Annotated in this window: 25 protein-coding genes; 14 read left to right on the forward strand and 11 right to left on the reverse strand. The window is 60.9% G+C overall.

The genetic code is table 11. From position 1 onward, the window contains the following. The first annotated feature begins 58 nt into the window (after nt 1-58). From GA0061100_RS12840 to GA0061100_RS12905, 14 genes are all read left to right on the forward strand, one after another. Nucleotides 59-385: a PadR family transcriptional regulator gene (locus tag GA0061100_RS12840; protein ID WP_075853072.1), complete on the forward strand. Its 327-nt coding sequence runs from the start codon at nt 59-61 to the stop codon at nt 383-385. After that, entirely contained in the window at nt 382-954 is a 573-nt protein-coding gene (locus tag GA0061100_RS12845) for a DUF1700 domain-containing protein (protein WP_075853073.1), read from the forward strand. Before GA0061100_RS12840 ends, GA0061100_RS12845 begins: the two co-directional genes overlap by 4 nt. Nucleotides 955-988: 34 nt before the next feature. Then, nucleotides 989-1,696: a GIN domain-containing protein gene (locus tag GA0061100_RS12850; protein ID WP_075853074.1), complete on the forward strand. Its 708-nt coding sequence runs from the start codon at nt 989-991 to the stop codon at nt 1,694-1,696. Nucleotides 1,697-1,851: 155 nt separating this feature from the next. Beyond that, nucleotides 1,852-3,006, forward strand: coding sequence for a serine hydrolase domain-containing protein (locus GA0061100_RS12855; protein ID WP_075853075.1), 1,155 nt, complete (start codon nt 1,852-1,854; stop codon nt 3,004-3,006). Nucleotides 3,007-3,180: 174 nt separating this feature from the next. Then, complete coding sequence (gene hpaR, locus GA0061100_RS12860; RefSeq protein ID WP_083961328.1) at nt 3,181-3,702, forward strand: homoprotocatechuate degradation operon regulator HpaR; 522 nt, start codon at nt 3,181-3,183, stop codon at nt 3,700-3,702. Between the two features lie 97 nt (nt 3,703-3,799). After that, complete coding sequence (locus GA0061100_RS12865) at nt 3,800-4,786, forward strand: helix-turn-helix domain-containing protein (protein ID WP_075853076.1); 987 nt, start codon at nt 3,800-3,802, stop codon at nt 4,784-4,786. Between the two features lie 102 nt (nt 4,787-4,888). Next, nucleotides 4,889-6,295: an aldehyde dehydrogenase family protein gene (locus tag GA0061100_RS12870; RefSeq protein ID WP_075853077.1), complete on the forward strand. Its 1,407-nt coding sequence runs from the start codon at nt 4,889-4,891 to the stop codon at nt 6,293-6,295. A gap of 3 nt (nt 6,296-6,298) precedes the next feature. Then, nucleotides 6,299-7,894, forward strand: coding sequence for a GMC family oxidoreductase (locus tag GA0061100_RS12875; RefSeq protein WP_075853078.1), 1,596 nt, complete (start codon nt 6,299-6,301; stop codon nt 7,892-7,894). A 59-nt stretch (nt 7,895-7,953) separates the two neighbouring features. Further along, nucleotides 7,954-9,207, forward strand: coding sequence for an ABC transporter substrate-binding protein (locus GA0061100_RS12880; RefSeq protein ID WP_075853079.1), 1,254 nt, complete (start codon nt 7,954-7,956; stop codon nt 9,205-9,207). A gap of 167 nt (nt 9,208-9,374) precedes the next feature. Next, nucleotides 9,375-10,241 (forward strand): branched-chain amino acid ABC transporter permease, encoded by an 867-nt coding sequence (locus tag GA0061100_RS12885; protein ID WP_075853080.1) that lies wholly within the window; start codon nt 9,375-9,377, stop codon nt 10,239-10,241. Then, nucleotides 10,238-11,275 (forward strand): branched-chain amino acid ABC transporter permease, encoded by a 1,038-nt coding sequence (locus GA0061100_RS12890; protein WP_075853081.1) that lies wholly within the window; start codon nt 10,238-10,240, stop codon nt 11,273-11,275. The genes GA0061100_RS12885 and GA0061100_RS12890 overlap by 4 nt, the downstream gene beginning before the upstream one ends. Beyond that, nucleotides 11,272-11,976 carry an ABC transporter ATP-binding protein gene (locus GA0061100_RS12895; RefSeq protein WP_075853082.1) on the forward strand — a complete coding sequence of 235 codons (705 nt, stop codon included), beginning with the start codon at nt 11,272-11,274 and terminating at the stop codon, nt 11,974-11,976. Before GA0061100_RS12890 ends, GA0061100_RS12895 begins: the two co-directional genes overlap by 4 nt. 1 nt (nt 11,977) lies before the next feature. After that, complete coding sequence (locus GA0061100_RS12900; RefSeq protein WP_075853083.1) at nt 11,978-12,694, forward strand: ABC transporter ATP-binding protein; 717 nt, start codon at nt 11,978-11,980, stop codon at nt 12,692-12,694. A gap of 39 nt (nt 12,695-12,733) precedes the next feature. Further along, nucleotides 12,734-13,678, forward strand: coding sequence for an AraC-like ligand-binding domain-containing protein (locus tag GA0061100_RS12905; RefSeq protein WP_075853084.1), 945 nt, complete (start codon nt 12,734-12,736; stop codon nt 13,676-13,678). Between the two features lie 42 nt (nt 13,679-13,720). Here the strand turns inward: GA0061100_RS12905 and GA0061100_RS12910 are convergent, their stop codons facing one another. From GA0061100_RS12910 to GA0061100_RS12960, 11 genes are all read right to left on the reverse strand, one after another. Then, complete coding sequence (locus GA0061100_RS12910) at nt 13,721-14,110, reverse strand: nuclear transport factor 2 family protein (RefSeq protein ID WP_075853085.1); 390 nt, start codon at nt 14,108-14,110, stop codon at nt 13,721-13,723. Between the two features lie 8 nt (nt 14,111-14,118). After that, nucleotides 14,119-14,898 (reverse strand): MoaF C-terminal domain-containing protein, encoded by a 780-nt coding sequence (locus GA0061100_RS12915; RefSeq protein ID WP_075853086.1) that lies wholly within the window; start codon nt 14,896-14,898, stop codon nt 14,119-14,121. A gap of 16 nt (nt 14,899-14,914) precedes the next feature. Beyond that, complete coding sequence (locus GA0061100_RS12920) at nt 14,915-15,703, reverse strand: SDR family NAD(P)-dependent oxidoreductase (RefSeq protein WP_075853087.1); 789 nt, start codon at nt 15,701-15,703, stop codon at nt 14,915-14,917. A 164-nt stretch (nt 15,704-15,867) separates the two neighbouring features. After that, the gene (gene hpaI / locus GA0061100_RS12925; RefSeq protein ID WP_075853088.1) at nt 15,868-16,674 is read right to left on the reverse strand and encodes a 4-hydroxy-2-oxoheptanedioate aldolase; all 807 of its coding nucleotides are present in this window, start codon (nt 16,672-16,674) and stop codon (nt 15,868-15,870) included. Nucleotides 16,675-16,685: 11 nt separating this feature from the next. After that, nucleotides 16,686-17,489, reverse strand: coding sequence for a 2-oxo-hept-4-ene-1,7-dioate hydratase (gene hpaH / locus GA0061100_RS12930; RefSeq protein ID WP_075853089.1), 804 nt, complete (start codon nt 17,487-17,489; stop codon nt 16,686-16,688). Continuing rightward, nucleotides 17,489-18,361, reverse strand: a complete 873-nt coding sequence (locus GA0061100_RS12935; protein ID WP_075853090.1) for a fumarylacetoacetate hydrolase family protein — start codon at nt 18,359-18,361, stop codon at nt 17,489-17,491. The genes hpaH and GA0061100_RS12935 overlap by 1 nt, the downstream gene beginning before the upstream one ends. 23 nt (nt 18,362-18,384) lie before the next feature. Continuing rightward, nucleotides 18,385-19,839: an NADP-dependent succinate-semialdehyde dehydrogenase gene (gabD, locus tag GA0061100_RS12940; protein WP_075853091.1), complete on the reverse strand. Its 1,455-nt coding sequence runs from the start codon at nt 19,837-19,839 to the stop codon at nt 18,385-18,387. Nucleotides 19,840-19,907: 68 nt separating this feature from the next. Further along, nucleotides 19,908-20,888 carry a 3,4-dihydroxyphenylacetate 2,3-dioxygenase gene (gene hpaD, locus GA0061100_RS12945; protein WP_075853092.1) on the reverse strand — a complete coding sequence of 327 codons (981 nt, stop codon included), beginning with the start codon at nt 20,886-20,888 and terminating at the stop codon, nt 19,908-19,910. A gap of 40 nt (nt 20,889-20,928) precedes the next feature. Continuing rightward, entirely contained in the window at nt 20,929-22,446 is a 1,518-nt protein-coding gene (gene hpaE, locus GA0061100_RS12950; protein WP_075853093.1) for a 5-carboxymethyl-2-hydroxymuconate semialdehyde dehydrogenase, read from the reverse strand. A gap of 43 nt (nt 22,447-22,489) precedes the next feature. Next, nucleotides 22,490-22,876, reverse strand: coding sequence for a 5-carboxymethyl-2-hydroxymuconate Delta-isomerase (locus tag GA0061100_RS12955; protein WP_075853094.1), 387 nt, complete (start codon nt 22,874-22,876; stop codon nt 22,490-22,492). Between the two features lie 54 nt (nt 22,877-22,930). Beyond that, the gene (locus GA0061100_RS12960; RefSeq protein WP_075853095.1) at nt 22,931-23,950 is read right to left on the reverse strand and encodes a homoserine kinase; all 1,020 of its coding nucleotides are present in this window, start codon (nt 23,948-23,950) and stop codon (nt 22,931-22,933) included.

The raw sequence follows: 23,950 nt of genomic DNA on the forward strand, positions 1-23,950 counted from the left end.
CAGCTATCTTGCATAAACAGATAGCTTGTTATATTCATTCCGTAAAGCTGAGGCGTTCATGACTGACTCGATCCAAGTTCAATTGCGAAAGGGCGTACTCGATCTTTGCGTCCTTGCCGTGCTCTCGCGGGGCGAAAGCTACGGCTATGAAATTGCGAGTACGCTGGTTGCGGCGGTCGGCATGGGCGAAGGAACGATCTACCCGTTGATGCGCAGGATGCAGAACGACGGACTGGTTGCGACCCGCATCGTCGAATCGAACAATGGGCCGCCGCGTAAATATTATCGGCTCACACCGCTAGGGCGTTCGATTTTCGAAGCGCATCGCCGCGATTGGCGTTCGCTAGCAGGCGCCGTCGACAAGCTACTCGAGGATTTGCCATGACCAGGGAAGCCTTTTTGCGCACGCTGAGACTGGGACTTGCGGGCCTGCCTCCCCACGAGGTTGACGATATCGTGGCCGATTATGCTGCCCATTTTGCCGAATCCGAAGCCTCGGGCCGAAGCGAGGAGGAGGTTTCTGCTGCGCTGGGCGATCCCGCCAGGATCGCAAGGGAGCTGCGTGCGGATGTCGGGCTGCGCCGCTTCGAGGCACATTGGAGCGTGCCGAACCTGTTGGCTGCCATGATGGCGCTGGCCGGCCTTGCTATCGTCGATATCTTCTTCCTGCTGCCTCTGTTGTTTGCGGCGATGTTCGTCACGCTCGGCCTTGCGATCGCACTGGTGGCCGTTGGCGCCGTTGGTCTGAAGATCGTCGTTACGACCATACTGTTCCATATCGGCTTGCCTTCCGTCGGCATGCTGGCCCGCTTGCTTATCGGTGCCGGGCTGGTGAGTTGCTCCGTGGGCGGCGGTGCCTTGCTGCTGATGGGGCTGAGCTTGGGCATACGCATGCTTGGGCAATATGCGCGCCTGCATTTCCGCTTGGCGCAAGTGGACGAAGGCCGAGCTTGAGCGCCGGACTACACATCCTTGGAGGAAATGGACAATGAACGGGAAATTGGCGACTGTCGCGACGACCGGGTTGATTTGTGCATTCGTCTTTCTAGCGCTCGGTATCGGGCTTTCCGGGTCGGATTGGGCAAACGCAGGGCATTGGTGGGGTGGCATGCAGTCCAGTTGCGGATCTGCTGCCTCCGGCAGCCGGCAGGTTATCCTGCCTTTCAGCTCCAATGGCAGCCTGGCGATCGATATTCCTGCCTCCGTGCAGTATCAGCCGGGCGGAAAGGCGGAGGCCGTCATCAGCGGCGATCCAGCGCTTCTCGATCATGTCAGGCTGCAGGGCGGCAGGCTGAGCCTGGATTGCAATCCGGGTTGGTCCAGCTCCAAATTCGAGGTCAGCCTGTCGGGGCCGCTCGTCACCGATTGGAAGGTGCGCGGCAGCGGCGATCTCGCCTTGTCGCAGCTGGATCAAACCGACCTGCGCCTGAGTATATCCGGCAGTGGCAGCGTCACCGCCACAGGCAGCGCGCGTACGGTCGACTTGGAGGTTTCCGGTTCCGGTACCGCTCGTCTCAAGGAACTGGCCGCTCAATCCGTGAAGATCCGTATTCGCGGCAGCGGTGATGCTGAGGTCACTGCTGCTGCCGATGCAGACGTATCGATCAGCGGCAGCGGCAATATTGAATTGTATGGACACCCGGTGCTGCGGCGTTCCGAAGTCAGAGGCAGCGGCCGTCTCGTGCAGGTGCCTTAGGTCCGACGCGTTGAGCACACTTGCCCGTGCACGGCGGTTTTAGCGGTGCAATTGAGAAAGATTTCGACCCCCTTGGCGAGTATTCTTGCGGAGCTTCTCATGGGCGGTGCCTCTTTTACCAAGAACGCATTGAGCCCAAAAAGGGAGCTGCAATTATGATGTATCGGATAGCTTCTATCATTCGAATTCTAACTCTCAGCTTCTGCTTCGGGCTTGCATTTTCTGCCTACGCCTACGCCGAGGCAAATTGCGGAGCCCCAAGTGGTAAGGCTGCCGGTTGGGAGATCGCGCGACCTGCGGATGTCGGGATCGATCCAAACTTGTTGTGCAACCTTGTCCAGCGCGGCGCAGACCTGAAAGAGACAAACGTGCATGCCATTCTTGTGGCGCGGCACGGCAAACTGATCTTCGAGCAATACTACTCCGGCTCCGACGAGAGGTGGGGGCAGCAGCTCGGTGATGTCACCTTCGGACCCTCGGTCCCCCACGATCTCCGCTCGATAAGCAAGAGCGTCGTTTCACTGGTTCTTGGCATAGGGATCGACAAGGGTTGGGTGCGCGACATCGATCAACCTGTTCTTGCACTTCTTCCGAACTATGCTGATCTTCACTCGCCCGAGAAAGATCGCATCACGTTGCGCGATCTGCTGACAATGTCGAGCGGGCTGACCTGGAACGAGCATCTGCCTTACGGCAGCCCGGAGAACAGCGAAACCCGCATGGATCGTGCCGACGACCCTTGTCGCTTCGCGCTCGAGCAGCCTGTCCAACATTCGCCGGGTTCGGTTTGGAACTATAGCGGTGGTTCGGCTGCCCTGATTGCTTGTGTGCTTCATCAAGCGACCGGGAAGACGATCGACCAATTGGCCGAGGAAAATCTGTTCAAACCGCTCGGCATTTCGCATGCCGATTGGCATCCCTATCCACAAATTGCAGAACCGGTAGCGGCATCCGGGCTTCGGTTGCTGCCTGGCGATACACTTAAAATCGGACAGCTCGTACTCGACAAAGGTATATGGCACGGCCAACAGATCGTACCGGCGGCGTGGATACAGCAGGCAACGACGCCTCAGATCAACGGTCCCGGCTCATATTTCTATGGTTTTCAGTTCTGGCTGGGGCGTTCGCTGGTGAACCAACGTCAAGTGGATTGGGCTGCGGGTTTCGGCTACGGCGGGCAACACCTGGTGATCATCCCCTCGCTTGACATGGTTGTACTCATTCATGCCGGGCTTTATGGAAACCCTGCGGCAGACGGGATCGGTGATGCGATACTCAACAAATTTATTCTGCCCGCGGCTACTCCCTAGAACGCCCTGAAGGTCCGAGGGAATGTTGAGACGCCCGTTCGCGGTCGGCAGGAGTGCGGCAATTGAACCGTCGAAATTGGGAACGTCGAGCTGTTAGAGTATCCCGCAATCGCCTTGCTTTGAATGATTCTCATGTTAATCAGTGAGAACCGTAATTCAGGCGAATATGCACACATGCAAAATAAGACAGATGGTGATGTCAAGCAGCGTCCGGAGCAGGGCGCTACGGCGACACAAACGAAGCGGCCGCTGCGCGATCGCCGCCGCTCGCTGGCGATCGGTCTTCTGCGCGCGCGCGAAGCTGTCATGAGCCATTTCCGGCCGATCCTCGCGGCGCATGATGTGACCGAGCAGCAGTGGCGCGTCATTCGCGTTCTCTATGAAGGCGGCCAGCTTGATGCGACGGAATTGGCCGACAAGGCATCCATCCTGGCGCCGAGCCTGACGCGCATGATCCGCTCGCTTGAGGAGCGCGGCTTCATCACCAAGCACAAGGATGATGCCGATGGCCGCAGGGTGCTGCTGCAGATTACTGCGGCGGGTCAGGCGATCGTCGAGGATGTCATGCCCGAGAGCCAGAAGGTCTATGCCGATATCGACGCTCGCTTCGGCGTGGAACGCGTCGAAAAGCTTCTCGACATGCTGGAAGAGCTTGCTTCGCTGAAATTGGAGAACGGCTCGGGCGGCGAGGAATGAACGCCTCGTCGATTTCGTTAATGTGTTAAGTATTTGATTGACGCCTTGAGGGATCTGTAGCAGTCTTCCACAGTGCTGACACTGTTGGGAGGCGGAGTTGGACCTGTTGCAGAACCGCAGCCTGGTTGACCGGACATGGTCGCCGACGCCCTACGAGCAATGGGCGGACGATCTTCAAAGCATTTGCGGCAGCTTCAATCCGCATCTGATGCAGCGCGGCGATAGCGTTGTCGGCACGGCCAGCCGCATCGATGTCTGCGGCATGGAGTTTGCCCATGTCTCCAACGATCTCGATTATGTCCACCGCGATTGGGACGATATTCGCCGCGATGCCAACGAGCATCTTTTCCTGATCTTGCAGCTGGAGGGCGTCTGTGGCGTCGAGCATTCCGGTCAGCAGAATATCCTCGATGTCGGCGAATGTATTCTTGTCGATTCCACCCGGCCGACCACTTTCTATTTTCGCGGACACTTCTCCAATCATCTCTCGCTGCACCTGCCGCGCCAGCTGATGTATTCGGAGAGCAAGATCGATTTTGACGTCGCCCGAAAGCTGGAAGCCAGCGACCCGATGGCGGTGATGCTTCGGGCCTTGATCGCCAAGATGATGACGACGCCGGACAGCGAAGCCGCCTCGCCGTTTTTACGGCAGCTGATGTTCGATACGACGCGTCAGGCGTTCCTTTCGACCGGCCTTCAGACTGCGAGCCTGAATTCGCTGCATGAAAGTGCCAGCAAGCGCATGCAGATGGTCGATATTCTGATCGATCGGCACCTCACCGAGAGCGACCTCAATGCCAAGTGGCTGGCAACGCGCCTCGGCGTTTCGATCCGTACCCTGCAGCAGGATTTCCAGGGCATGGGCATGACCTGCACGACGGTCATTCGCGACAAGCGGCTGCGGTTTGCGCGCGAAAAGATCGAGCAGCTGAAAGAGCAGCGTAACCCGACGACGATAGCCGAAGTCGCCTATTCGGCAGGATTCAACGACATTTCCTATTTCAATCGCAGCTTCAAGGAACTGTTTGATTGCGCGCCGAGCGAGCTGCTTCGTGCTGCCGAGCCGGCGCATAGATTGGACTGAAGCGCCATCTGCGCTTCAGTCCAAGACGAGGCGCGTTTCTCCCCAAGACGGGTTTTGCGGTAGCAGCCATAGTCCTTCCGAAAGTCACGGGAGGAAAATGTCGTGAAGCAGTATACCCTGCTTATCGGTGGCGAGCCTGTTGCCACGTCCCATCATGCGCCGGTTGCCAATCCCTCGAATGGCGATGTGGTCGGCTTTATGCCGCTTGCGAGCGAAGCGGATCTCGATCGTGCCGTTACCGCCGCGACGGAAGCCTTCAAAGGCTGGTCGCAGGTATCGAACGAGGATCGAGCCAGCGCCTGCCGTGCCGTTGCGGAAAAAATCAGCGAGCATGGTGAAGAGCTTGCCCAACTCCTGACGCGTGAACAGGGCAAGCCGCTGAATGGTCTCGGCTCACGCTTCGAGATCGGCGGCGCGCTCGCCTGGACCCGCCACACCGCCGAACTCGATCTGCCGGTCGAGATCCTGCAGGATGACAATGAAGGTCGCGTCGAGCTGCATCGCAAGCCGATCGGAGTCGTCGGTTCGATCACGCCCTGGAACTGGCCTGTGATGATCGCCTGCTGGCATATCGTTCCGGCTGTCCGTGCCGGCAACACGGTCGTCATCAAGCCGTCGCCCTTGACGCCGCTTTCGACCATTCGTCTTGTCGAGATCATGAACGAGGTTCTGCCGCCGGGTGTCGTCAACGTCGTCACCGGCGAAAACAGCATCGGTGCCGCACTTTCCGCCCATCCCGGCATCGCCAAGATGACCTTCACCGGTTCGACGGAAACCGGCAAGAAGGTCATGGCCTCTGCCGTTGCCACCCTGAAGCGGCTGACGCTGGAGCTCGGCGGCAATGATGCCGGCATCGTTCTGCCCGATGCCGATCCGAAGGCCATCGTCGAGGGTCTCTTCTGGGGCGCCTTCATCAACAACGGCCAGACCTGCGCGGCGCTGAAGCGCCTCTATGTGCATGACAGCATCTACGAAGAGGTATGCCGCGGTCTTGCGGACTACGCCTCCAGGATCGTCGTCGGTGACGGCCTGGACGATGCGAGCATTCTCGGTCCGGTGCAGAACGAGATGCAGTTCAACAAGGTGCGCGAACTCGTCGACGATGCGCGCGCCAATGGCGGCCGTATCCTGACCGGTGGGGCGCCGATGGATCGCCCGGGCTATTTCTATCCGATCACGCTCGTTGCCGATGTCGATCACGGCGTGCGCCTGGTCGATGAGGAGCAATTCGGCCCGGCGCTGCCGATCATCCGCTACAGCGACATCGATGAGGTGGTCGCGCGCGCCAATCAAAATCCGGCTGGCCTTGGCGGCTCCGTTTGGTCCTCCGATGCGGAGAAGGCGAAGCGCTATGCGCTGCAGCTCGAATGCGGCTCGGTCTGGATCAACAAGCACGGCACGATCCAGCCGAATGCGCCTTTCGGCGGTGTGAAGCAGTCCGGTATCGGCGTCGAATTCGGCGCGGAAGGACTGAAGGAATTCACCACAATCCAGACTGTGTTGAGCTGAGCCATGACGACTTACGACTACATCATCGTCGGTGGTGGCTCCTCGGGCTGCGTGCTGGCAAACCGCTTGTCGGAAAATCCGGCGCATAAGGTGCTGCTGATCGAGTCGGGACGCCGGGACTCGGACCCATGGATCCATATCCCCGCTACCTTCTTCAAGGTGCTCGGCAAGGGCATCGACATTCACCCCTATGCCTCGAACCCTGATAAGGGCCTGAACGGGCGGCCGAGCATCGTGCCGCAGGGCAATGTACTGGGCGGCGGCAGCTCCGTGAACGCGATGATCTACATTCGCGGCCATCGCAACGACTATGACACCTGGTCACAGATGGGCTGCCAGGGCTGGTCCTACGAGGATGTGCTGCCGGCTTTCCGCTCGCTTGAGAACAATGAGCGGCTGAACGGCGAGTACCATGGCAGCAAGGGTGGCTTGCGCGTTTCCGATCCGCGTCATCGCCATCCCCTGAGCGAAGCCTTCATCAAGGCGGCGACCGAAATCGGCATTCCCCATAATGACGATTTCAACGGTGCGGATCAGGCCGGAGTCGGCTTCTATCAGAGCACTACCTATGGTGGTCGGCGCTGGAGTTCGGCGCAAGCCTTTTTGCGCGAAGCAGAGAAGCGGCCGAACCTGACCGTGTTCACGGAGCGCAAGGTCGCTCGCATCCTGTTCGAAGGGCAGAAGGCCGTCGGCGTCGAGCTGCTCGACGGCACGATCTTCAAGGCATCGCGCGAAATCGCGCTCACCGCCGGCGCCATTGCAACGCCGAAAATCCTTCAGCTGTCGGGTATCGGTGACGGCGAACATCTTTCCTCGCTCGGCATCAAGGTCGTAGCGGATTTGCCCGGCGTCGGTGCCAATTATCAGGATCATCTGGAAGTGCCGGTGCAGGGCGAAACGCGCGAGCCGATCTCGATCCTCGGCCATGACAAGGGGCTTCGGGCCGCCGGTCATATGCTGCGTTATCTGACTTCGCATCGCGGGTTGTTGACGTCCAACGTTGTCGAATGTGGCGGCTTTATCGATACGGCTGGCACCGGACAGCCGGATGTGCAGTTCCATGTTCTGCCTGTTCTGATCGGTTTCGTCGACCGTGACCCCGAGCCGGGTCACGGCTTGAGTATCGGTCCGTGCTATCTGCGGCCGCGCTCACGCGGCTGGATAAGGCTGAAGAGCAAAAATCCGACCGAGCAGACGGATTTTAATGCCAATCTGTTGTCCGACCCCGCTGATCTTGAAACTCTGGTGCGCGGTGTCGAAACGGCGATCCGCATCCTTGATGCGCCGGCGCTTGCCAAGCTGGTCAAGCGCCGCCTGCTGCCGAAGCCCGGTGTCGAGAAGGATCCCGAAGCCCTGCGCGATTACATCCGGCAATCCTGCAAGACGGTGTTCCACCCCGCGGGCACAGCCCGCATGGGCCGGGCGGATGATCGCATGGCCGTTGTCGGGCCGGACCTGAAGGTGCGTGGGATCGAGGGGCTGCGTGTGTGCGACGCCTCCGTCATGCCGACCCTGGTATCCGGCAACACCAATGCCCCGACGATGATGATCGCGGCAAAGGCCGCTGCCTTCATGACTGGAAAGGCGATTTCCGGCTGAGCCGGAAATCGGGCAAGCAAAGAGCCCGTGGGGAACGGGACAACAACTGGGAGGAGACAATGCCTATCAATCTGAGAGGGCTGGCGATCAGCCTTTTTCTAATGCTCGTGTCTGCGTTCAGCGCGCATGCGGCCACATCCTGCGGCGACAATAGCGGCAAGCCGGCAACAGGTGAGCCGATCATCATCGGCGCCATCACCGGCAAGACCGGACCGGACGACTTCTCAAATTCCACCAAGGCAGCAAAGGCCTATTTCGATTGCCTGAACGCCAATGGCGGCATCAAGGGCCGGCCGGTCAAGTATCTGGTCGAGGATGACCAGTGGAATCCGGAAATCGCCGCGCAGCTCGCCGCAAAGCTCGTCAACGACGAGAAGGCCGTGCTGATGGTCGGCAATTCCAGCTATGTCGAATGCGGGGCGAATGCCGATTTCTACAAGAAGTCGGGCATTCTTGTCGTCGCCGGCGTCGGCGTGCCGCGTGAATGCTATTTCGCTGAGAATTATGCGCCGACCAATGCCGGCCCGCGTGTCTCCATGCTTGGTGCTATGGGTTATGCGCTCGACAAGCTGAATGCGAAGTCCGTCGTCTGCATCGGCCCGAACATCCCGAATGTCGGCACATGGTCCTGCGATGGCGTGATGCTGCTTGCGAAGGAAAAGGGCTTTGCCGCGCAGACGATCCTGATGGATCCGGGGTCGGCTGATGCCACGTCGATCATCCTGCAAGCAGCTTCCAGCAAGCCCGATGTCATCGTGCTCGGCCTGTCGAAGGGCGTGGCCGTGCCGCTGCTGACGGCGGCTGAAGAGCAGGGCCTGAACCAGACGATCACCTTCCTCAGCGCAGCCTCTGCCTATGATCTCTCTGTTCCCACCACCATCGGTTCGGGTTGGGACGGAAAATTCTATGTGAACATGGAATTCAACGATCTCAATGCGCAGACCCCGGACAATCAGAACTGGCTCGCCGTCATGGATCAGTACGGCCAGAAGTCCGACCCGCGCGATACCTTCGCCCAGGCGGGTTATCTTGCGGCACGTATTGCCGAAAAGGCGCTGATGACGCTCGATCCGGCCAATATCAACCGCGAGACCGCCTCTGCCGCCGTGCGAGGGATCAAGGATTTCAAGAGCGATATCTTCTGCGCCCCGTGGTACTTCGGCGATGGTCAGCCGCGCCACAATGCGAACTCGACGACGCGCATGGCTGTCAGCGAAGGCGGCAAGTGGAAAGTCGTTTCCGATTGCGCACCGTCGCCGGATCCGGAGCTGAAAGACGTCCGTGCCTTCGAAAAGTCTGCTGGCATCAACTGAGCTCTGACGCCTGCTATCGGCTTCGCGGCAAAAGTCGCGGAGCCGAACGACCTTACACATCGGCTCGAAAATCGGGATCGATTTTCGGAAAGCTCGATGCGTTGATCTAAAGCGTTACGGCGTCCTTCGCGTGTCTGAAAGCGCGCAGCGCCGTAGAGGATCGATCCATGAACCTTCTACCTTTCGTCATTTCCGGGCTGGGGATCGGTGCCGTCTATGCGCTGTCCGGCGTCGGTCTTGTCGTCCTGTTTCGGGCGACCGGCGTTCTCAATTTCGCATTCGGAGCCTTCGGTGCGATCGGAGCCCATTGCGCCTGGCAACTGCTGGAGTGGAAGATGCCGCTCGCCGTTGCCATCCTAGCCGCCGTTGCCGTCTCGACGGCGATCAGTTTTCTCTACGGGCGGGTCTTCGCGCCCATGCTGTCGCATCGCGATATCGTCGTGCGCGCTGTCGGCACCCTCGCGCCGGCGCTGATCCTGATCGCCATCATGGGCGTCATCTGGGGCGAGCTGCCGCGTCGTCTTCAGTTCCCGACCGACCAGATGTTCGTTTCTCTCTTCGCCGTGCGCCTGACCTGCACGCGCATCATCGCGATCATCCTCGCCGTCGTCATGGTCGTGGCGATCACGCTGCTTTTGACCCGCACGCGCCTTGGCTTGGATATGCGCGCGCTCGCCAATGATCGCGATCTCAGCGCGGTTCTCGGCGTGCGCATCCTTTACACGGAAACCGCTGCCTGGATCATGACCGGCATTTTCTCCGGGTTTGCCGGCCTGTTGCTGGCCGATCTCGTCCGGTTGCAGGGCACCTTTCTCACCCTGCTGGTGATCCCGGCAATCGCCGCAGCGATCCTCGGCCAGCTGCAGTCGCTTTGGCAAACGGCCGTTGCCGGCATCTTGATCGGTATCGCCGAAGCCGTGCTGACGCCGATCGCCTGGATATCGCCGTATCGCGCAGCAGCGCCTTTCATCATCGCGCTCCTCGCGGTCACCATTCTTGGAGGCACGGCCAGGGCCGCGTTGAAGGACCGATGACCATTCAGGAGCAAACAATCGCCCCAACAGCTGAAAGCCTATCGATGGTGCGTCTGCCCAAGCAGCTTCTTCATGTGCCCGTGACGATGGTGATCTTCTCGCTCGTCGTTGCCTTGCTTGCCAATTCCTTCTGGCTGTCCGCGGCAACCTCGGCTGTCGCTCTGTCGCTGTCTGTTGCCGGGCTTGCCATTCTCTACGGTCAGCTCGGTCTTGTCTCCCTTTGCCAGTTCGCCCTTGTCGGCGTCGGCGGCTGGGTGACGCTTCGCGTCGGCCACGCCTTTCATCCGCCGTTCGAATTGAGCCTGCTTGCCGGCGGTGTCGTTGCTTCGGTGGTGGGGTTGGCATTCGGCGCGCCGGCCTTGCGCCTGCGCGGTCTTTATCTCGCGCTCGTGACGCTGATGCTCGCCGGCGCCTTCCAGATCGTCATCAGCGCCTGGGGTTTTCCGGATGGCGGTCCCGGCTTCCTCGGTCGGGCCGATGGTTCCGGCCGCGCGATGCTGGCAAGGCCTGTTATCGCCGATGGGGAAGTCTCCTATTTCCTCTATGTCTGTGCAGTGGCGGCGATCGGTCTGCTGATCGCGCAATGGCATAAGCTTGCCCGTCCCGGCCGGGCATGGGCGCTGATCCGCAAGGGCGAGACGGTTGCCGTTGCAAGCGGTGTCAACGTGCTGATCTACAAGGCCTGGGCGTTTGCATTGAGCGGCTTTCTCGCCGGTCTTGCCGGCGGACTGCTGGCGGGCAATGTCGGCCAGCTCGATGGGCGCGCCTTTGGCGCCTTCGAAAGCCTCAACCTCTTCGCGCTTGCGATCGTCGGCGGTGTCTTCAACTGGTACGGTGCCATCATCGCTGGCCTGCTGCTGCGTGCCGTGCCGGCGCTGCTCACCGATCTCGGCATAGACGGCTATGTCACGATCGGGATTTTCGGCGTCGCCCTTTTTCATGCGCTGGCGACCGCACCGACCGGCATTGCCGGGCAGATATCGGGTCTCATCGCCTGGCTGAATGCCGCTCTTTCCCGGGGGAGGACGCGATGATCAAGATCGACAATCTCATCGTGCAGTTCGGCGGCGTGCGGCCGATCAATGAATTGAGCGCGGTCCTGACTGCACCCGTCGCCGGTCTTATCGGTCCGAACGGTGCGGGCAAGACCACATTGCTCAATGTGCTCTCCGGTTTCGTGAAGCCCATCCAGGGCTCGGTTTCGCTCGGCGAGCGGGCATTATTACCTATGACGCCGCTACAGCGGGTGCGCGCAGGCCTGCGCCGTTCGTTCCAGACGGAGCAGGTGGTGGAAGACTTGACGGTTGCAGGCAACATCGCCGCAATCGCCGATCACGTCGTTGGCGCTGGACATCATGCCCGCGCGGTCGATCAGGCCCTTGCCTTCGTCGGCCTGACGGATGTTGCTGATCGGCTCGGGCAATCCCTCAATCTCTTCCAGCGCCGCCTTGTCGAACTGGCGAAATGCGTCGTCGGCGAGCCGAAGCTCATTCTGCTCGATGAACCGGCCGCGGGGTTGACTGAAGAAGAGGGCAAGGCCTTTCGCGAGCTGGTGTTGCGCATCCCGGCGGAGTTCCGCGCGCAGGTTCTCATCATCGACCATGACGTCGATCTCATCCGCTCCATGTGCAGCGAAACTATGGTGCTCGACTACGGCAAGCTACTGGCGCTCGGTCCGACACAGGCCGTGCTGGCTGATCCCAATGTGCGACGTGCCTATCTGGGGGAGTTCTGACATGGACACCACATCCGAAATCTGTGTCGAAAATCTCGTCGTCGAGCGCGGCGGCAAGCGTGTTATTCATGACGTTTCCTTCTCAGTCGCGGTCGGGAAGATTACGACGCTTCTCGGCGCCAACGGGGCGGGCAAGTCGAGCACGGTCATGGCGATGGCCGGCGTCTTGCCGCGCGGCGGCTCGGTACGTCTCGGTGGTGCGGCGCTCGAAGGTTTTTCACCGGATCGCATTCGCCGTGCCGGTCTTGCACTTGTCCCCGAGGGGCATCGCGTGCTCGGGCAGCTTTCCGTCGAGGACAATATCCTCGTGGCGGCCCTTGAAGGATCGGCGGCCGCGCGCCGAGAGGGTCTCGCCCATGCCTATGAGATCTTTCCCGAGCTTTCGGAGCGTCGGCGTCAATCGGCATCGGATCTCTCCGGCGGCCAGAAGCAGATGGTGGCGATGGCGCAGGCCTTCATCGCCAAGCCACGATTCATGATCGTCGATGAGCTGTCACTCGGCCTGGCGCCGGCCGTTGTCAAGCGACTGGCCGAGGCGCTGAAAATTGCCGCCGTGCGCGGCATCGGCGTCCTATTGATCGAGCAGTTCGCCAATCTTGCGCTTGATCTTGCCGACCAAGCACTCGTGCTGGAGCGCGGGCGCCTCGTCTTTTCGGGTGCTGCCGTGACGTTGAAGGCGCAGCCGGACATTCTGCATGGCGCTTATCTGGCGAGCTGAGGCGATGAAGATATCTCGCCTTTTTTGAGGACCACAATCATGGCCGCAGCACTTCATAGGCATATCGATAGCGTCAGCGGCAGAGCGTTCGCGGGACTGGCGCGCAATCTCTTCGGCAATGTCCGGCTCGATTTCGGCAGCGCCGACGAAGAGAAGAGCCGGATGACGTCTGCCATGCTGGGAGCTTGCCGGCTGACACGGCTAGAGGCGGATCGGCATGTCGTCTTCGGCGATCACGTGACAGCGGCACCGGGTGATCCGGACGCCATTAAACTGATCGTGCAGACGGAGGGCAGCGCCTCGTTGACGCAAGGTGGATCGCACGCGCCCGTCTCGCGGAATGCAGTCGTCATCTACGATCCAAGCCGCCCCTATATGCTGACGAACAGCACGCCGGTCCGCCAGCTGCTGCTGCAATTGCCGCGTCACGCACTGCCCGCCACCGCCGTGGAACGATTGGCACAACCCTTCACGGCCCACGCCGAGCAAGACGGAATGTGCCGGATACTTCTGTCGCTCATGGACTCGACCATCCACGAGATCGATCATCTCGACGAGGCCAGGCGCGCGAGCGTCGGCCAAACCATGATCGAGCTCGTGCGCACCATGATCGGCGCCGATCTGGCACAGACAAAACCCGTCGCCAATCCGCTTGGCGTGCTGCTGCAGCGGATCAAGCACTTCATCGATATCAACCTCGAACGGCCGGATCTGACGGTGGCGATGATCGCGCGCCGCATGGGCTGCTCGGTGCGTTACGTCTACCGCGCATTCGAGGTCGAACGCCTGACTCCCTCGGATTATATCTGGGATCTGCGGGTGCAGAAAGCCGCGGAACAGCTGCGGGAAGCCGGCGGCTATGCCGGGGAAATATCCGGGATCGCTTTTGCGCTCGGCTTTTCCTCCAGCGCGCATTTTTCGCGGGCGTTCCGCCATCGCTATGGCGTTTCGCCGTCGCAGTGGCGCAAGGTCCGTATGCCCTGAACAGGACAAGACGGCCCGGCTGGAGCCGGACCGCCTCAACGGTCAGTGCATGGATTCGGCTACTCTCAGCGTATCGGTGAACTGCTCGAAACGCCGGATTTTGTCTTCAGCGACGCCCCAGACATGGACGACACGGGCCTTGAAGGCCTTTCCGGTCTGCTTGTTCGTACCGCTATAATCCCCAACGGCAACCACTTCGTCACCGGCGTCGAGGAGACGTTCGAGCTTGAAGGTGTATCCGTCAAAAGCCTGTCCGAGCGCCTGGAAGACGTTCTTGAAGATCTCCTGCGGTCCGACATAGGTGCCGGCGCAAGGGAAGCCGTCCATCTCGGTCCAGCGGCAGTCGGTGGCGATGTCTGCGAGCATGCCATCCATGTCGCGACGCGCGTTGGCGTCGTAATGCGCCTTTACGATATCAAATGCTTTGCGCATGGGGGTCCTCACACAGGTTCCTGGCCGGGCAGGTAATAGGTCATCGAAGCCTTGCGGATGAAGGCGCCGGCGGGGCTATTCTGGATACGGCCGTCGCCCGTGATGCCGAGGAACTTGCCTGTCGAGCGCATATCATTGAAATTGTAGAAGAAGGTGGATGCGACCGCGATCTTGAACTCTCGGAAGGTGAAGATGTAGAGATTGTCGTCGAACTTGTAAGTCGTCGTGAGATCGACATCGCCGTGGCCGCGCTGCACGCCGATGAGGCATTGCCAGGCATAGCGCTGCGACGAGAGATAGGTGTGCTCGTAGACGTGATTGGGGCTGTAGGTGAAGTGCGCCCTAAGCCCGATCAGATCGCGGCTTTCATGCGGCACCGGCCCGCTTGCTGTACCACCCTCGATGACGCCCGGGCGGAAGATCTGCGCGACCTGCGGCTCGCCGACAGAATCCTTGAGTTCACGAACGATGGAATAGATGGAAAGCGCCCGGCGCGTTTCGGTGTTGAGGATCAGCGTCTCGGCTTCCTTGGGCCGGCCGGCAAAGATGATCTCGACGAAATAGGTCTTCGGCGCGACTTCGATCACCTCCGAGAGATCGATGCCTTCCTCCTTGCCATCGGACCATTTGACCTCACCCTTGGCGAAGGCAAGTTCCAGCGTGCGGCCGTCGTCGAACGAGATCTTGTAAGACGAGCCGGTCAGGGCCTCCGTTGCCGGCAGCCGGTTCGTATCGATGCCATAGGCAAATTCGTCGTAGGTTTTCCAGTCCTTCGGATTCTGGTTCATCGGTATTTCCTCCCCGTCATTCCACAAAAGCCAGCGTCGGCAGGTCGACGGTGCCGGCGCCGCCGTCGACCGTCAACACTGCGCCATTGATCATCGATGCCTCGGCCGAAGCCAGGAAGCAGACGGCATTGGCGACATCCTCGGCGGTCGCCGGCCGGCCAAGCGGGACGTCTTTGGTGACGAGCGCATAGGCTTCCTCGATGCTGTTCAGCTTGTATTTCTCGACGATGAATTCCATCTGCTCGTCGGCCATGGCGGTCGTCACCCAGCCCGGGCAGACGGTGTTGGTGCGTACGCCCTTGCGGCCGTAGTCGCGCGCCAGCGATTTCGCGAGCCCGATGCAGCCATGCTTCATCGTGACGTAGCCGGCCGCATCCGGACCGGCAAAAAGCCCGGCGATCGAGGCGAGAACGACGATATTTCCCTGGTTCTTGATGAGATGCGGCAGGGATTCGCGGGCGCTGACGAAGGCGGTATTGAGGTTGAGACGCACGGCGAGATCCCAGGTCTCGTCGGACATGCTGACCGTCGGCCCGACGCCATGGCCGCCGGCATTGGCAATCAGAATATCGAGGCCGCCATGGGTCTCGATCACTTTCTCCACGGCTGCCTTCATCGCGGCGCCATCGGCGGCGTCGGCCACGACGATGGTGGCGCCGATTTCATCTGCAACGGCGCGAAGCGGCTCAGGGCGACGCCCGACCAGCGCGACATTGCCGCCTTCCTGCCTAATGCGGCGCGCGACTGCCGCGCCGATGCCTGTGCCGCCGCCGGTGACCAGGGCGGTTTTGTTCCTGAAACGCATGTTTCCTCCTCTTAGCTTTCCGGTTCATGATGACCGATGCGTGCGGAGGCGTCGCGTCCAGCTGTGCAGTCCGTTTTGACTGAGCGTGCACAACGCTTTCTCTGTACCGAAATTTGCGTGATGAGGCGCAAGGTCACGCGATGCCGGGGAGGTAGCGTTTGCGATCAATAGACCTTTATGTCTTGAGCTGGCTTGGCGGCATCCGCCTTCTTGAAATCGTCGAGGAGCTTGATCGTGGCATTGGCAAGCAGGGTTACATCGTTGCCGATTGCGACGAAGGTGGCGCCAAGCTCGAGATAGCGTTTGGCCAGAGAGAGGTCGCCGATCAGGATGCCGGCGGCCTTGCCGTGCGACTGGATTTTTGCCAGTGCCCTTTCGACTTCCGCCTGCACTTCCGGCGCGCCCGGCTTGCCGAGATAGCCCATGTCGGCGGCGAGATCGGATGGTCCAATGAAGACCCCATCGACGCCTTCGGTCGAGGCGATGTCGTCGAGTGCTGCAAGTCCCGCGCGGCTTTCCACCTGCAGGAGCAGGCAGATCTCTTCATTGGCTGTCGACAGATAGTCCGGAATGCGGTTGAAGGCCGACGCGCGGGCAAGGGCTGCACCAACACCACGCACGCCATGCGGCGGGTATCGCACAGCCTTGACCATGGTCTCGGCCATCTCCTTGCTTTCGACCATGGGAATGAGCAGAGTCTGGGCGCCGATATCGAGCATCTGCTTGATGATCCAGGTCTCGCCGATCGGCGGGCGGATGATTGCATGACTTGCCGTGCCTTTCATCGCCTGCAGTTGCGAGACGAGAAGCGGCACGTCGTTCGGCGCATGCTCGGCATCGAGCAGCAGCCAATCATAGCCGGCGCCGGCTGAGATTTCGACGGTGTAGGCATTGGCGAGCGCCTGCCAAAGGCCGATCTGCGCCCGCCCTTCCTTGAGGGCTTGCTTGAAGAGGTTCTTGGGCGCCGGCATATCTTACTCCTTCATGCAAAGAACAGGCTGACCGATCCGTAGGGACCGAAATCGGCATTGATCGTATCGCCGTGGCGCGCCTCGATCGGGCGAATGAACGAACCGGCAAGCACGATCTGGCCGGCTTCGATGCCGTCGCCATATTGCGAGAGACGATTGGCAAGCCAGGCGATGCCGCGTGCAGGCTGATTGAGCACGCCGGCGCCGAGCCCGGTTTCCTCGACCTCCGCATTGCGGCTGACGATCGCGCCCATCCAGCGCATGTCGATCTGGTCGGGTCTCACGGCGCGGCCACCGGTGACGATGCCGGCATTGGCGGCATTGTCGGAGATGGTGTCGACGATGGTACGCGCCTTTTTCGTGTCGGGATCGACCCGGAGGATGCGGGTGTCGAGGATTTCGAGAGCGGGGGTCACGTAGTCGGTGGCGTTCAGCACATCGAAGATCGAGATGTTCGGCCCCTTGAGCGGCGCCTTCATCACGAAAGCGATTTCGGCCTCGATGCGCGGCTGGATGAAACGATCGGCTGGCACGGTCGCGCCGTCTTCGAAGACCATATCGTCGAAGAGCACGCCGGAATCGGGGATATTGATGTTGAGGGCATATTGCATCGCCTTCGACGTCAGCCCGATCTTCCAGCCGATCGGCTTGCGGCCGCTCGCAATCTTCTTTTTCACCCAAGCGCTCTGGACGGCGTAGGAGTCGTCCATGGTCATCTGCGGATGCTTGAGCGAGAGGAGCCCCGTTTGAACTCGTGTCCGCTCCGCCTGATCGAGGTTTTCGGCGGCGGCTTGGATTTCGTCATGAGACAGCATCAGCGCACCTCGTCGGCGATGGTGTTTTTGAGGATGCCGAGGCCGTCGGCCTCGACTTCGACGACATCGCCCGGCTTCAGCCAGATCGGCGGATCGAAGCGGGCGCCGGCGCCGGTCGGCGTACCGGTGACGATCACGTCGCCGGGGACGAGCGTTGTGAAGGTGGAGATGTAGTTGATGATCTTGCGGAAGGAGAAGATCATCCGGCTGGTGCGGTCGCTCTGGCGCACTTCGCCGTTGACACGGGTTTTAAGCTCGATGTCTTCGAGCTGGGCCGTATCCGTAAACGGGACCAGCCAGGGGCCGATAGAGCCTGTATTGTCGAAATTCTTGCCCTGGGTGACGTTGAATTTCGCGTGCCGAACCCAATCGCGGATCGTGCCTTCGTTGCAAAGCGAGAGAGCCGCAATGTGGTTGAAGGCATCGGCTTCGGCAATCCGCCGGCCGCCCTTGCCGATGACGATGACGATCTCGCCCTCATAGTCGAGCTGCGGGCTTTCCGGCGGCCGGATCAGCGGCTGATCATGCCCGGTGAAGGACCGCGGAAAGCGGATGAACAGCGAGGGGTTGGAAGGGGCAGCCTGCCCATCCTTGTATTCCTCGTTGCGGTCGGGGAAATTGACCCCGACGCAAATGATCTTTTCCGGCGACGGAATGGGAATCTCGAAGCGGATGTCGTCAAGCGCGAAATCCGGCTTCAATGATTTGGCTTCTTCTGCGAGCTGAGCGAGGCGACCGGCCTCGATCACTTCGCGCAGCGTCGGCCAGGTCGCGCCATGACGGGCGGAGAGGTCGACGACACCGCCGTCGACCGCAAGCCCGTAGCCATGACGGCCGTTTCTCGAAAAGGACAGGAATCTTGGATGGATCATGCTTTCATGGCCTTCTCTTGACCTCAGACGACGCCGCCGAGGCAGACATATTTGATTTCGGTGAATTCCTCGATGCCGTAGCGCGAACCCTCGCGGCCGAGGCCGGAGAGCTTGACGCCGCCGAACGGTGCTTCCGCCGTCGAGATCAGGCCGGTGTTAACCCCGACCATGCCGTATTCCAGCGCCTCGGCCACCCGGAAGACCCGGGCCAGATCCTTGGCGTAGAAGTAGGAGGCCAATCCAAACTCCGTGTCGTTGGCCTGGGCGATGACATCGGCCTCGTCCTTGAAGCGGAAGAGGGGCGCCACCGGCCCGAAGGTCTCTTCCTTGGCGACGGCCATGGAGGGAGTGACATCGGCAAGCACGGTTGCCTCATAGAAGCGTCCGCCGAGTTTATGCCGATGACCGCCGGCAACGACGCGGCCGCCCTTCGAAAGCGCATCGGAAACATGTTCCTCAACCTTGGCAAGGGCTGCCTCGTCGATCAGCGGGCCGAGATTGATGCCCTCGTCGAAACCGTTGCCGGTCTTGAGTGAGCCGACGGCCTTAGAAAGCTTCTCGGCAAAGGCATCATAGACGCCGTCCTGCACATAGAGGCGGTTGGCGCAGACACAGGTCTGGCCGTTGTTGCGGAATTTGGCGATCAGCGCGCCCTCGACCGCCGCATCGAGATCGGCATCGTCAAAGACGATGAAGGGCGCGTTGCCGCCGAGTTCGAGGCCGAGTTTCTTGATGGTCGGTGCGCTCTGCTTGTAGAGTTCGGCGCCTACTTCCGTCGAGCCGGTGAAGGTCAGTTTGCGCACGACCGGGCTTGCGGTCATCTCTGCGCCGATTGCGCGGGCGGAGCCTGTCAGAACGCTGAAGAGACCCTTGGGCAGGCCAGCGCGCTCGGCAAGTATCGCAATCGCGATCGCCGAAAACGGCGTCTGCGAGGCGGGCTTGAGCACCATGGCGCAGCCGGCGGCAAAGGCCGGGCCGGCCTTGCGGGTGATCATGGCATTCGGGAAATTCCAGGGTGTGATCGCCGCGACCACGCCGATCGGCTGCTTCATGACCAGAATGCGCTTGTCCTTCTGGTGGCCGGGGATGATGTCGCCATAGACGCGGCGGGCCTCTTCAGCAAACCATTCGACGAAGCTGGCGCCATAGGCGATCTCGCCCTTGGCTTCCGGCAGCGGTTTGCCCTGCTCTGCCGTCAGGATGCGTCCGAGATCGTCCTGATTTTCCATCATCAGCTCGAACCAGCGTCTCAGGATGCCGGAGCGCTCCTTGGCGGTGCGGCCCGCCCATTCCTTCTGTGCGGCTTCTGCTGCGGCGATCGCTTTCTTAGTTTCAGCAGCGCCCAGATTGGGAACGAGGCCGATGATCTCGCCATTTGCCGGATTGTCGACCTTGATCGCATTGGAAGGATCGGCTTCGATCCACTCGCCGCCGACCAATGCCGCCTGCCGGAACAATGTTGCGTCTTTCAAATTCATGACTGCCTCCTCGCGCTTTCGAACGTTGATGAGAGCGGGCGTTTCGCGCCCGCTCTCAAGGGTAACGTTTAAGGAGCGATAATCGGCTGTGCCTTCAGATCAGGCTCGGCCACTTCCGCACCGGCAAACAGGCTACCATGTTCGAACCAGGATTTGGGAGCGGGTGCACCCCAAAGAGTTTGACGCTGCGGATCCTTGAGATCCCACTTGATCGGCTCAAGGTCGGGATCGACGGTCTGGTAGTCCGAGCAGTAGATCTCGATGCGATGGCCGTCCGGATCGAGAATATAGAGGAAGAAGGCGTTGGAGATGCCGTGGCGTCCCGGACCGCGTTCGATATTGGCGACCCAGCCGGTTGTCGCCATCAGGTCGAGCAGGTCGATGATGTTGAGCGGCGTCGGCACCCAGAAGGCGGTGTGGTGCAGGCGCGGGCCGCGGCCGTTGGTGAAGGCGATATCGTGGACGCCGCCCTTGCGGTGCGTCCACGCGGCCCAGAGGCGGCCGGTCTCTTCATCCGCCGTATACTCGGTTACGCGGAAGCCGAGCTCGTTATAGAAAGCGACGCTCTCGTCGACATTGGTCGAGAAGCAGTTGAAATGGTCGATGCGCAACGGCTTCACGCCTTTGTAGAGCGCGTATTTCTGGTGGATCGGGGGCAGGCGGTCCATCTTCGAATAGAATTCAAGCGGGATGCCGTGCGGGTCGCGGGTGCGGAAGGTCCGCGCCTGGTAGGGGCGCTCGATCCACTCCACCGGCAGGTCCTTGTCCTTGAAGAAATGCGCCGCCTTGTCGAGGTCCTCGTCGCTGAAGACCTTGAAGCCGAGATCGCGGGCTTCCGCCTTGTCGGACTTTTTCAGCACGATGCAGTGATGGCCGCGTTCTTCCATCGCGCGCAGGTAGATCGTGTCGGCGGTCTCGTCCGTTACCTGCAGGCCGAGCGTGTCGACATAGAAGGCGCGCGACTTGGCGAGATCGGTAACGCCGAATTCGATGTGGCTGAGGCGCACGATGTTGAAGGGCGGATAGAGATTGGGTTTCGGCAGGGGCATTTGTTCCTCCTCTTATGCGTACTTATGGGATGTTAGCGGCTCAGCCGCCGAGTTTCTGAATCGCGTGCGGCTTGGTGGCAAACGCGATGTTCTTGGTTTCCATGTAGAAATCGAAAGACCAGTCGCCGCCGTCGCGGCCGATGCCCGAACTCTTGACCCCGCCGAAGGGGGTCGGCAGATGGCGGACGTTTTCCGAGTTCACCCAGATCATGCCGGCTTCGAGATGATCGGTGAAACGGAAGGAGCGAGTGACGTCAGAGGTCCAGAGATAGCCGGTCAGGCCGTACTGGACGTCGTTGGCAAGCGCCAATGCATCCGCTTCGTCCTTGAAGGGGATAGCCGTCAGTACTGGCCCGAAGATCTCTTCTTGGGCGATGCGCATCCGGTTGTTCGCTCCGGTAAACAAGGTGGGCGAGACATAGCAGCCGCCGCCGGGGCCGTTGACCTTCTCGCCGCCGGCAGCAAGCGTAGCGCCTTCCGAGCGGCCGATCTGGATGTATTCCAGCACCTTCTTTTCGTGCACGGGATGAACGAGCGGGCCGACGACGGTTTCGGGGTCCAGCGGATGGCCGACCTTGATGCGCTTGGCCTTCTCGGCAACGATCGCGGTGAACTTGTCGTAGACGCTTTCCTCGACCAGCAGGCGGGAGGACGAGGTGCAGCGCTCGCCGTTCAAAGAGTAGATCATGAAGACGGCCGCATCGGCTGCGCGCTCCAGATCGGCATCGGCAAAGACGATGACCGGGTTCTTGCCGCCGAGCTCGAAGTGCACGCGCTTCAACGTGTCGGCGCCCTGCTTCATGATCATCGAACCGGTGCGGCTTTCGCCGACGAAACCGATCGCCTTGATCAGGGGGTGTTCCGTCAGAGCCTTGCCGGCGTCTTCGCCGAAGCCGTTGACGAGGTTCCAGACGCCCTTCGGCAGGCCCGCTTCCTCGGCGATCTCGACCAGCAGACGGGCGGTCAGCGGCGAGAATTCGGCCGGCTTGTGGACGATGGTGCATCCGGCGGCAAGCGCCGGTGCTATCTTCCAGGTCGACAGCATGAACGGTGTGTTCCAGGGCGTGATGATGCCGACCGGGCCGATCGGCACGCGCGTCGTCAGGTTCACCTGGCCTTCTGCGCGGATGGCCTTGCCGTCACGGGCTTCCGGCGCACGATCGGCGAAGAAGCGGAAGTTCTCCGCGCCGCGCAGGGCGGCCTTGGCCATGAACTTCAGCGATTGTCCGGTGTCCATGCATTCGACGAAGGCGATCTCTTCGGCGCGGGCCACGATCGCATCGGCTATTCTGTGCAGCAGCTTCTTGCGCGCGTCGCCCGGCATGGCGGCCCAATCGGCGAAAGCGACTTTTGCGGCCTTTGCAGCGCGATCGATGTCGGCAGCCTTGCCGCGCGCCACGGTGGCGAGCGGCTTCAGATCGACGGGCGAGATGGTCTCGAATGTGGAACCATCATCGGCCCGCACATCCTCGCCATTGATGCGGTTCAGTACGCCGCTATCCTTGAACCGGGCCAGAAAGCCTTCGGCCTTTGCGATGTTTTCCTGCAGTTTGGACATCGTCTATTCCTTTGGTGTTACGTCGTCCCGCGAAGGGAAAGTGTCACTTGCCGCGCAGCCGCGGATGAATGGCGTTTTTCTTCCAGCTGAGCTCCGCATCGATCTCGCGGATCTCCAGCGAGAGGGCGAAATGCGGCGTCTCGAAGAGCGGACCGAGTATGTCGATGGCCGCGGCGAAGATCGCCTCGCCGGTGCGCTTCTTTTCCTCATCCGTGCGGCCCTTGCCGATGCGGAAGTTAAGATCCACGAAGGCGTTTTCGGGCAGCCTGTCGGCGATTGCGTAGTGCTCGGCGCGAAAGGCGCGCACCCGCACGGCGCCGACCTCGAAAAGCCCGGTATCCAGAACCGTCTTCAGCAGCCGCTCGCAGAGCGCACCGATATCGGCGCGGCCCTCCAGATTGGCCGAATATTCGATGGCGAGATGTGGCATTGAGTCCTCCCGATCCCTTATTTACTTAACACGTTAACAATTGTGTCGAAGATGTCAAGCGGCTGCCTTGAGCTTTCTTGCCATATCGAGGCTTTCATCGACGTAACGCGACAGACGCTCGGCGCTGTCCGGAATTTCCGGGCGTTCGGCGAGCCATCCGATATATGTAAGGCTCCGCAGCAGCATGAATAGAGGCAGGCTCGCCAGCGTTGCGTCGGAGAGCGCCCGCCGGCTGCGGTAGCCCGATATCAGCGCGGTCTCGATTGCCGGATAGGCGGGTTCGTTGCGATTCTTGAGCAGGGTCGTTGCGAGATCGAACAGGCGAAAGCCATGCCCCGCATCATCGAAATCGATGAAGGCGACATTGCTGTCGCTCCCCGTCAGAAAGATGTTTTCCCGTACGAGATCGGCATGGATCAGCCCGTAGTCGAGGCTCTGACTGTCCGCATTCGCGAGGGCACGGCGCAGCTCGTGGCGCAATGCCGAGAGGGCGATAATGCTCTCAGGCGAAAGGCCGCGACAATCCCAGAAGCGACCCCAGAGCGGCTTTTCGCCGACCAGGCCATCGGCATCCCAAGCCGGGCGGCGAAAACGTTCCGGCGGCTGCCAGGCATCGGCAAGCTCGTGCATGGTGGCCATGTTTTGACCGATGCGGAAGAAGATTGCCTCCTGCGTTTCAGCCGATTGGGAAAGGGGCGTACCGCTCTGGCCAAGCGGAACCCCGTCGATCCAGCTCACCACATCGGCATGCTGCTCGGGAAAATACCTGTTGGCCTGCAAGCGGACGAGGCTTTGCCTGTTCGTTGTCGGCACAGGGCTCGGCACGTCGAGGCCGCCGAGCTTGAGCGCCGCCATGAAGTGCAGTTCCGAGCGCAGGCTCGTCTCGTCGTGATAGCCCGGGCGATGCAGCCGGAGCGCGGCTAATTGCCCGTCTTCCAGCGTAATCCGGAAGACGGCATTCTCCCGATATTTCATCAGCATGGGCTCGTGCGCCCGCACGGGCCAATTGTCGAGCGCCTCAAGCGCCCGCTTCTGCAAGGCGTCGTGGATGTTTTGCGGCAATTGATCAGCCAT

Source organism: Martinezella hainanensis (genome assembly GCF_900094555.1).
GTDB lineage: Bacteria > Pseudomonadota > Alphaproteobacteria > Rhizobiales > Rhizobiaceae > Rhizobium > Rhizobium hainanense.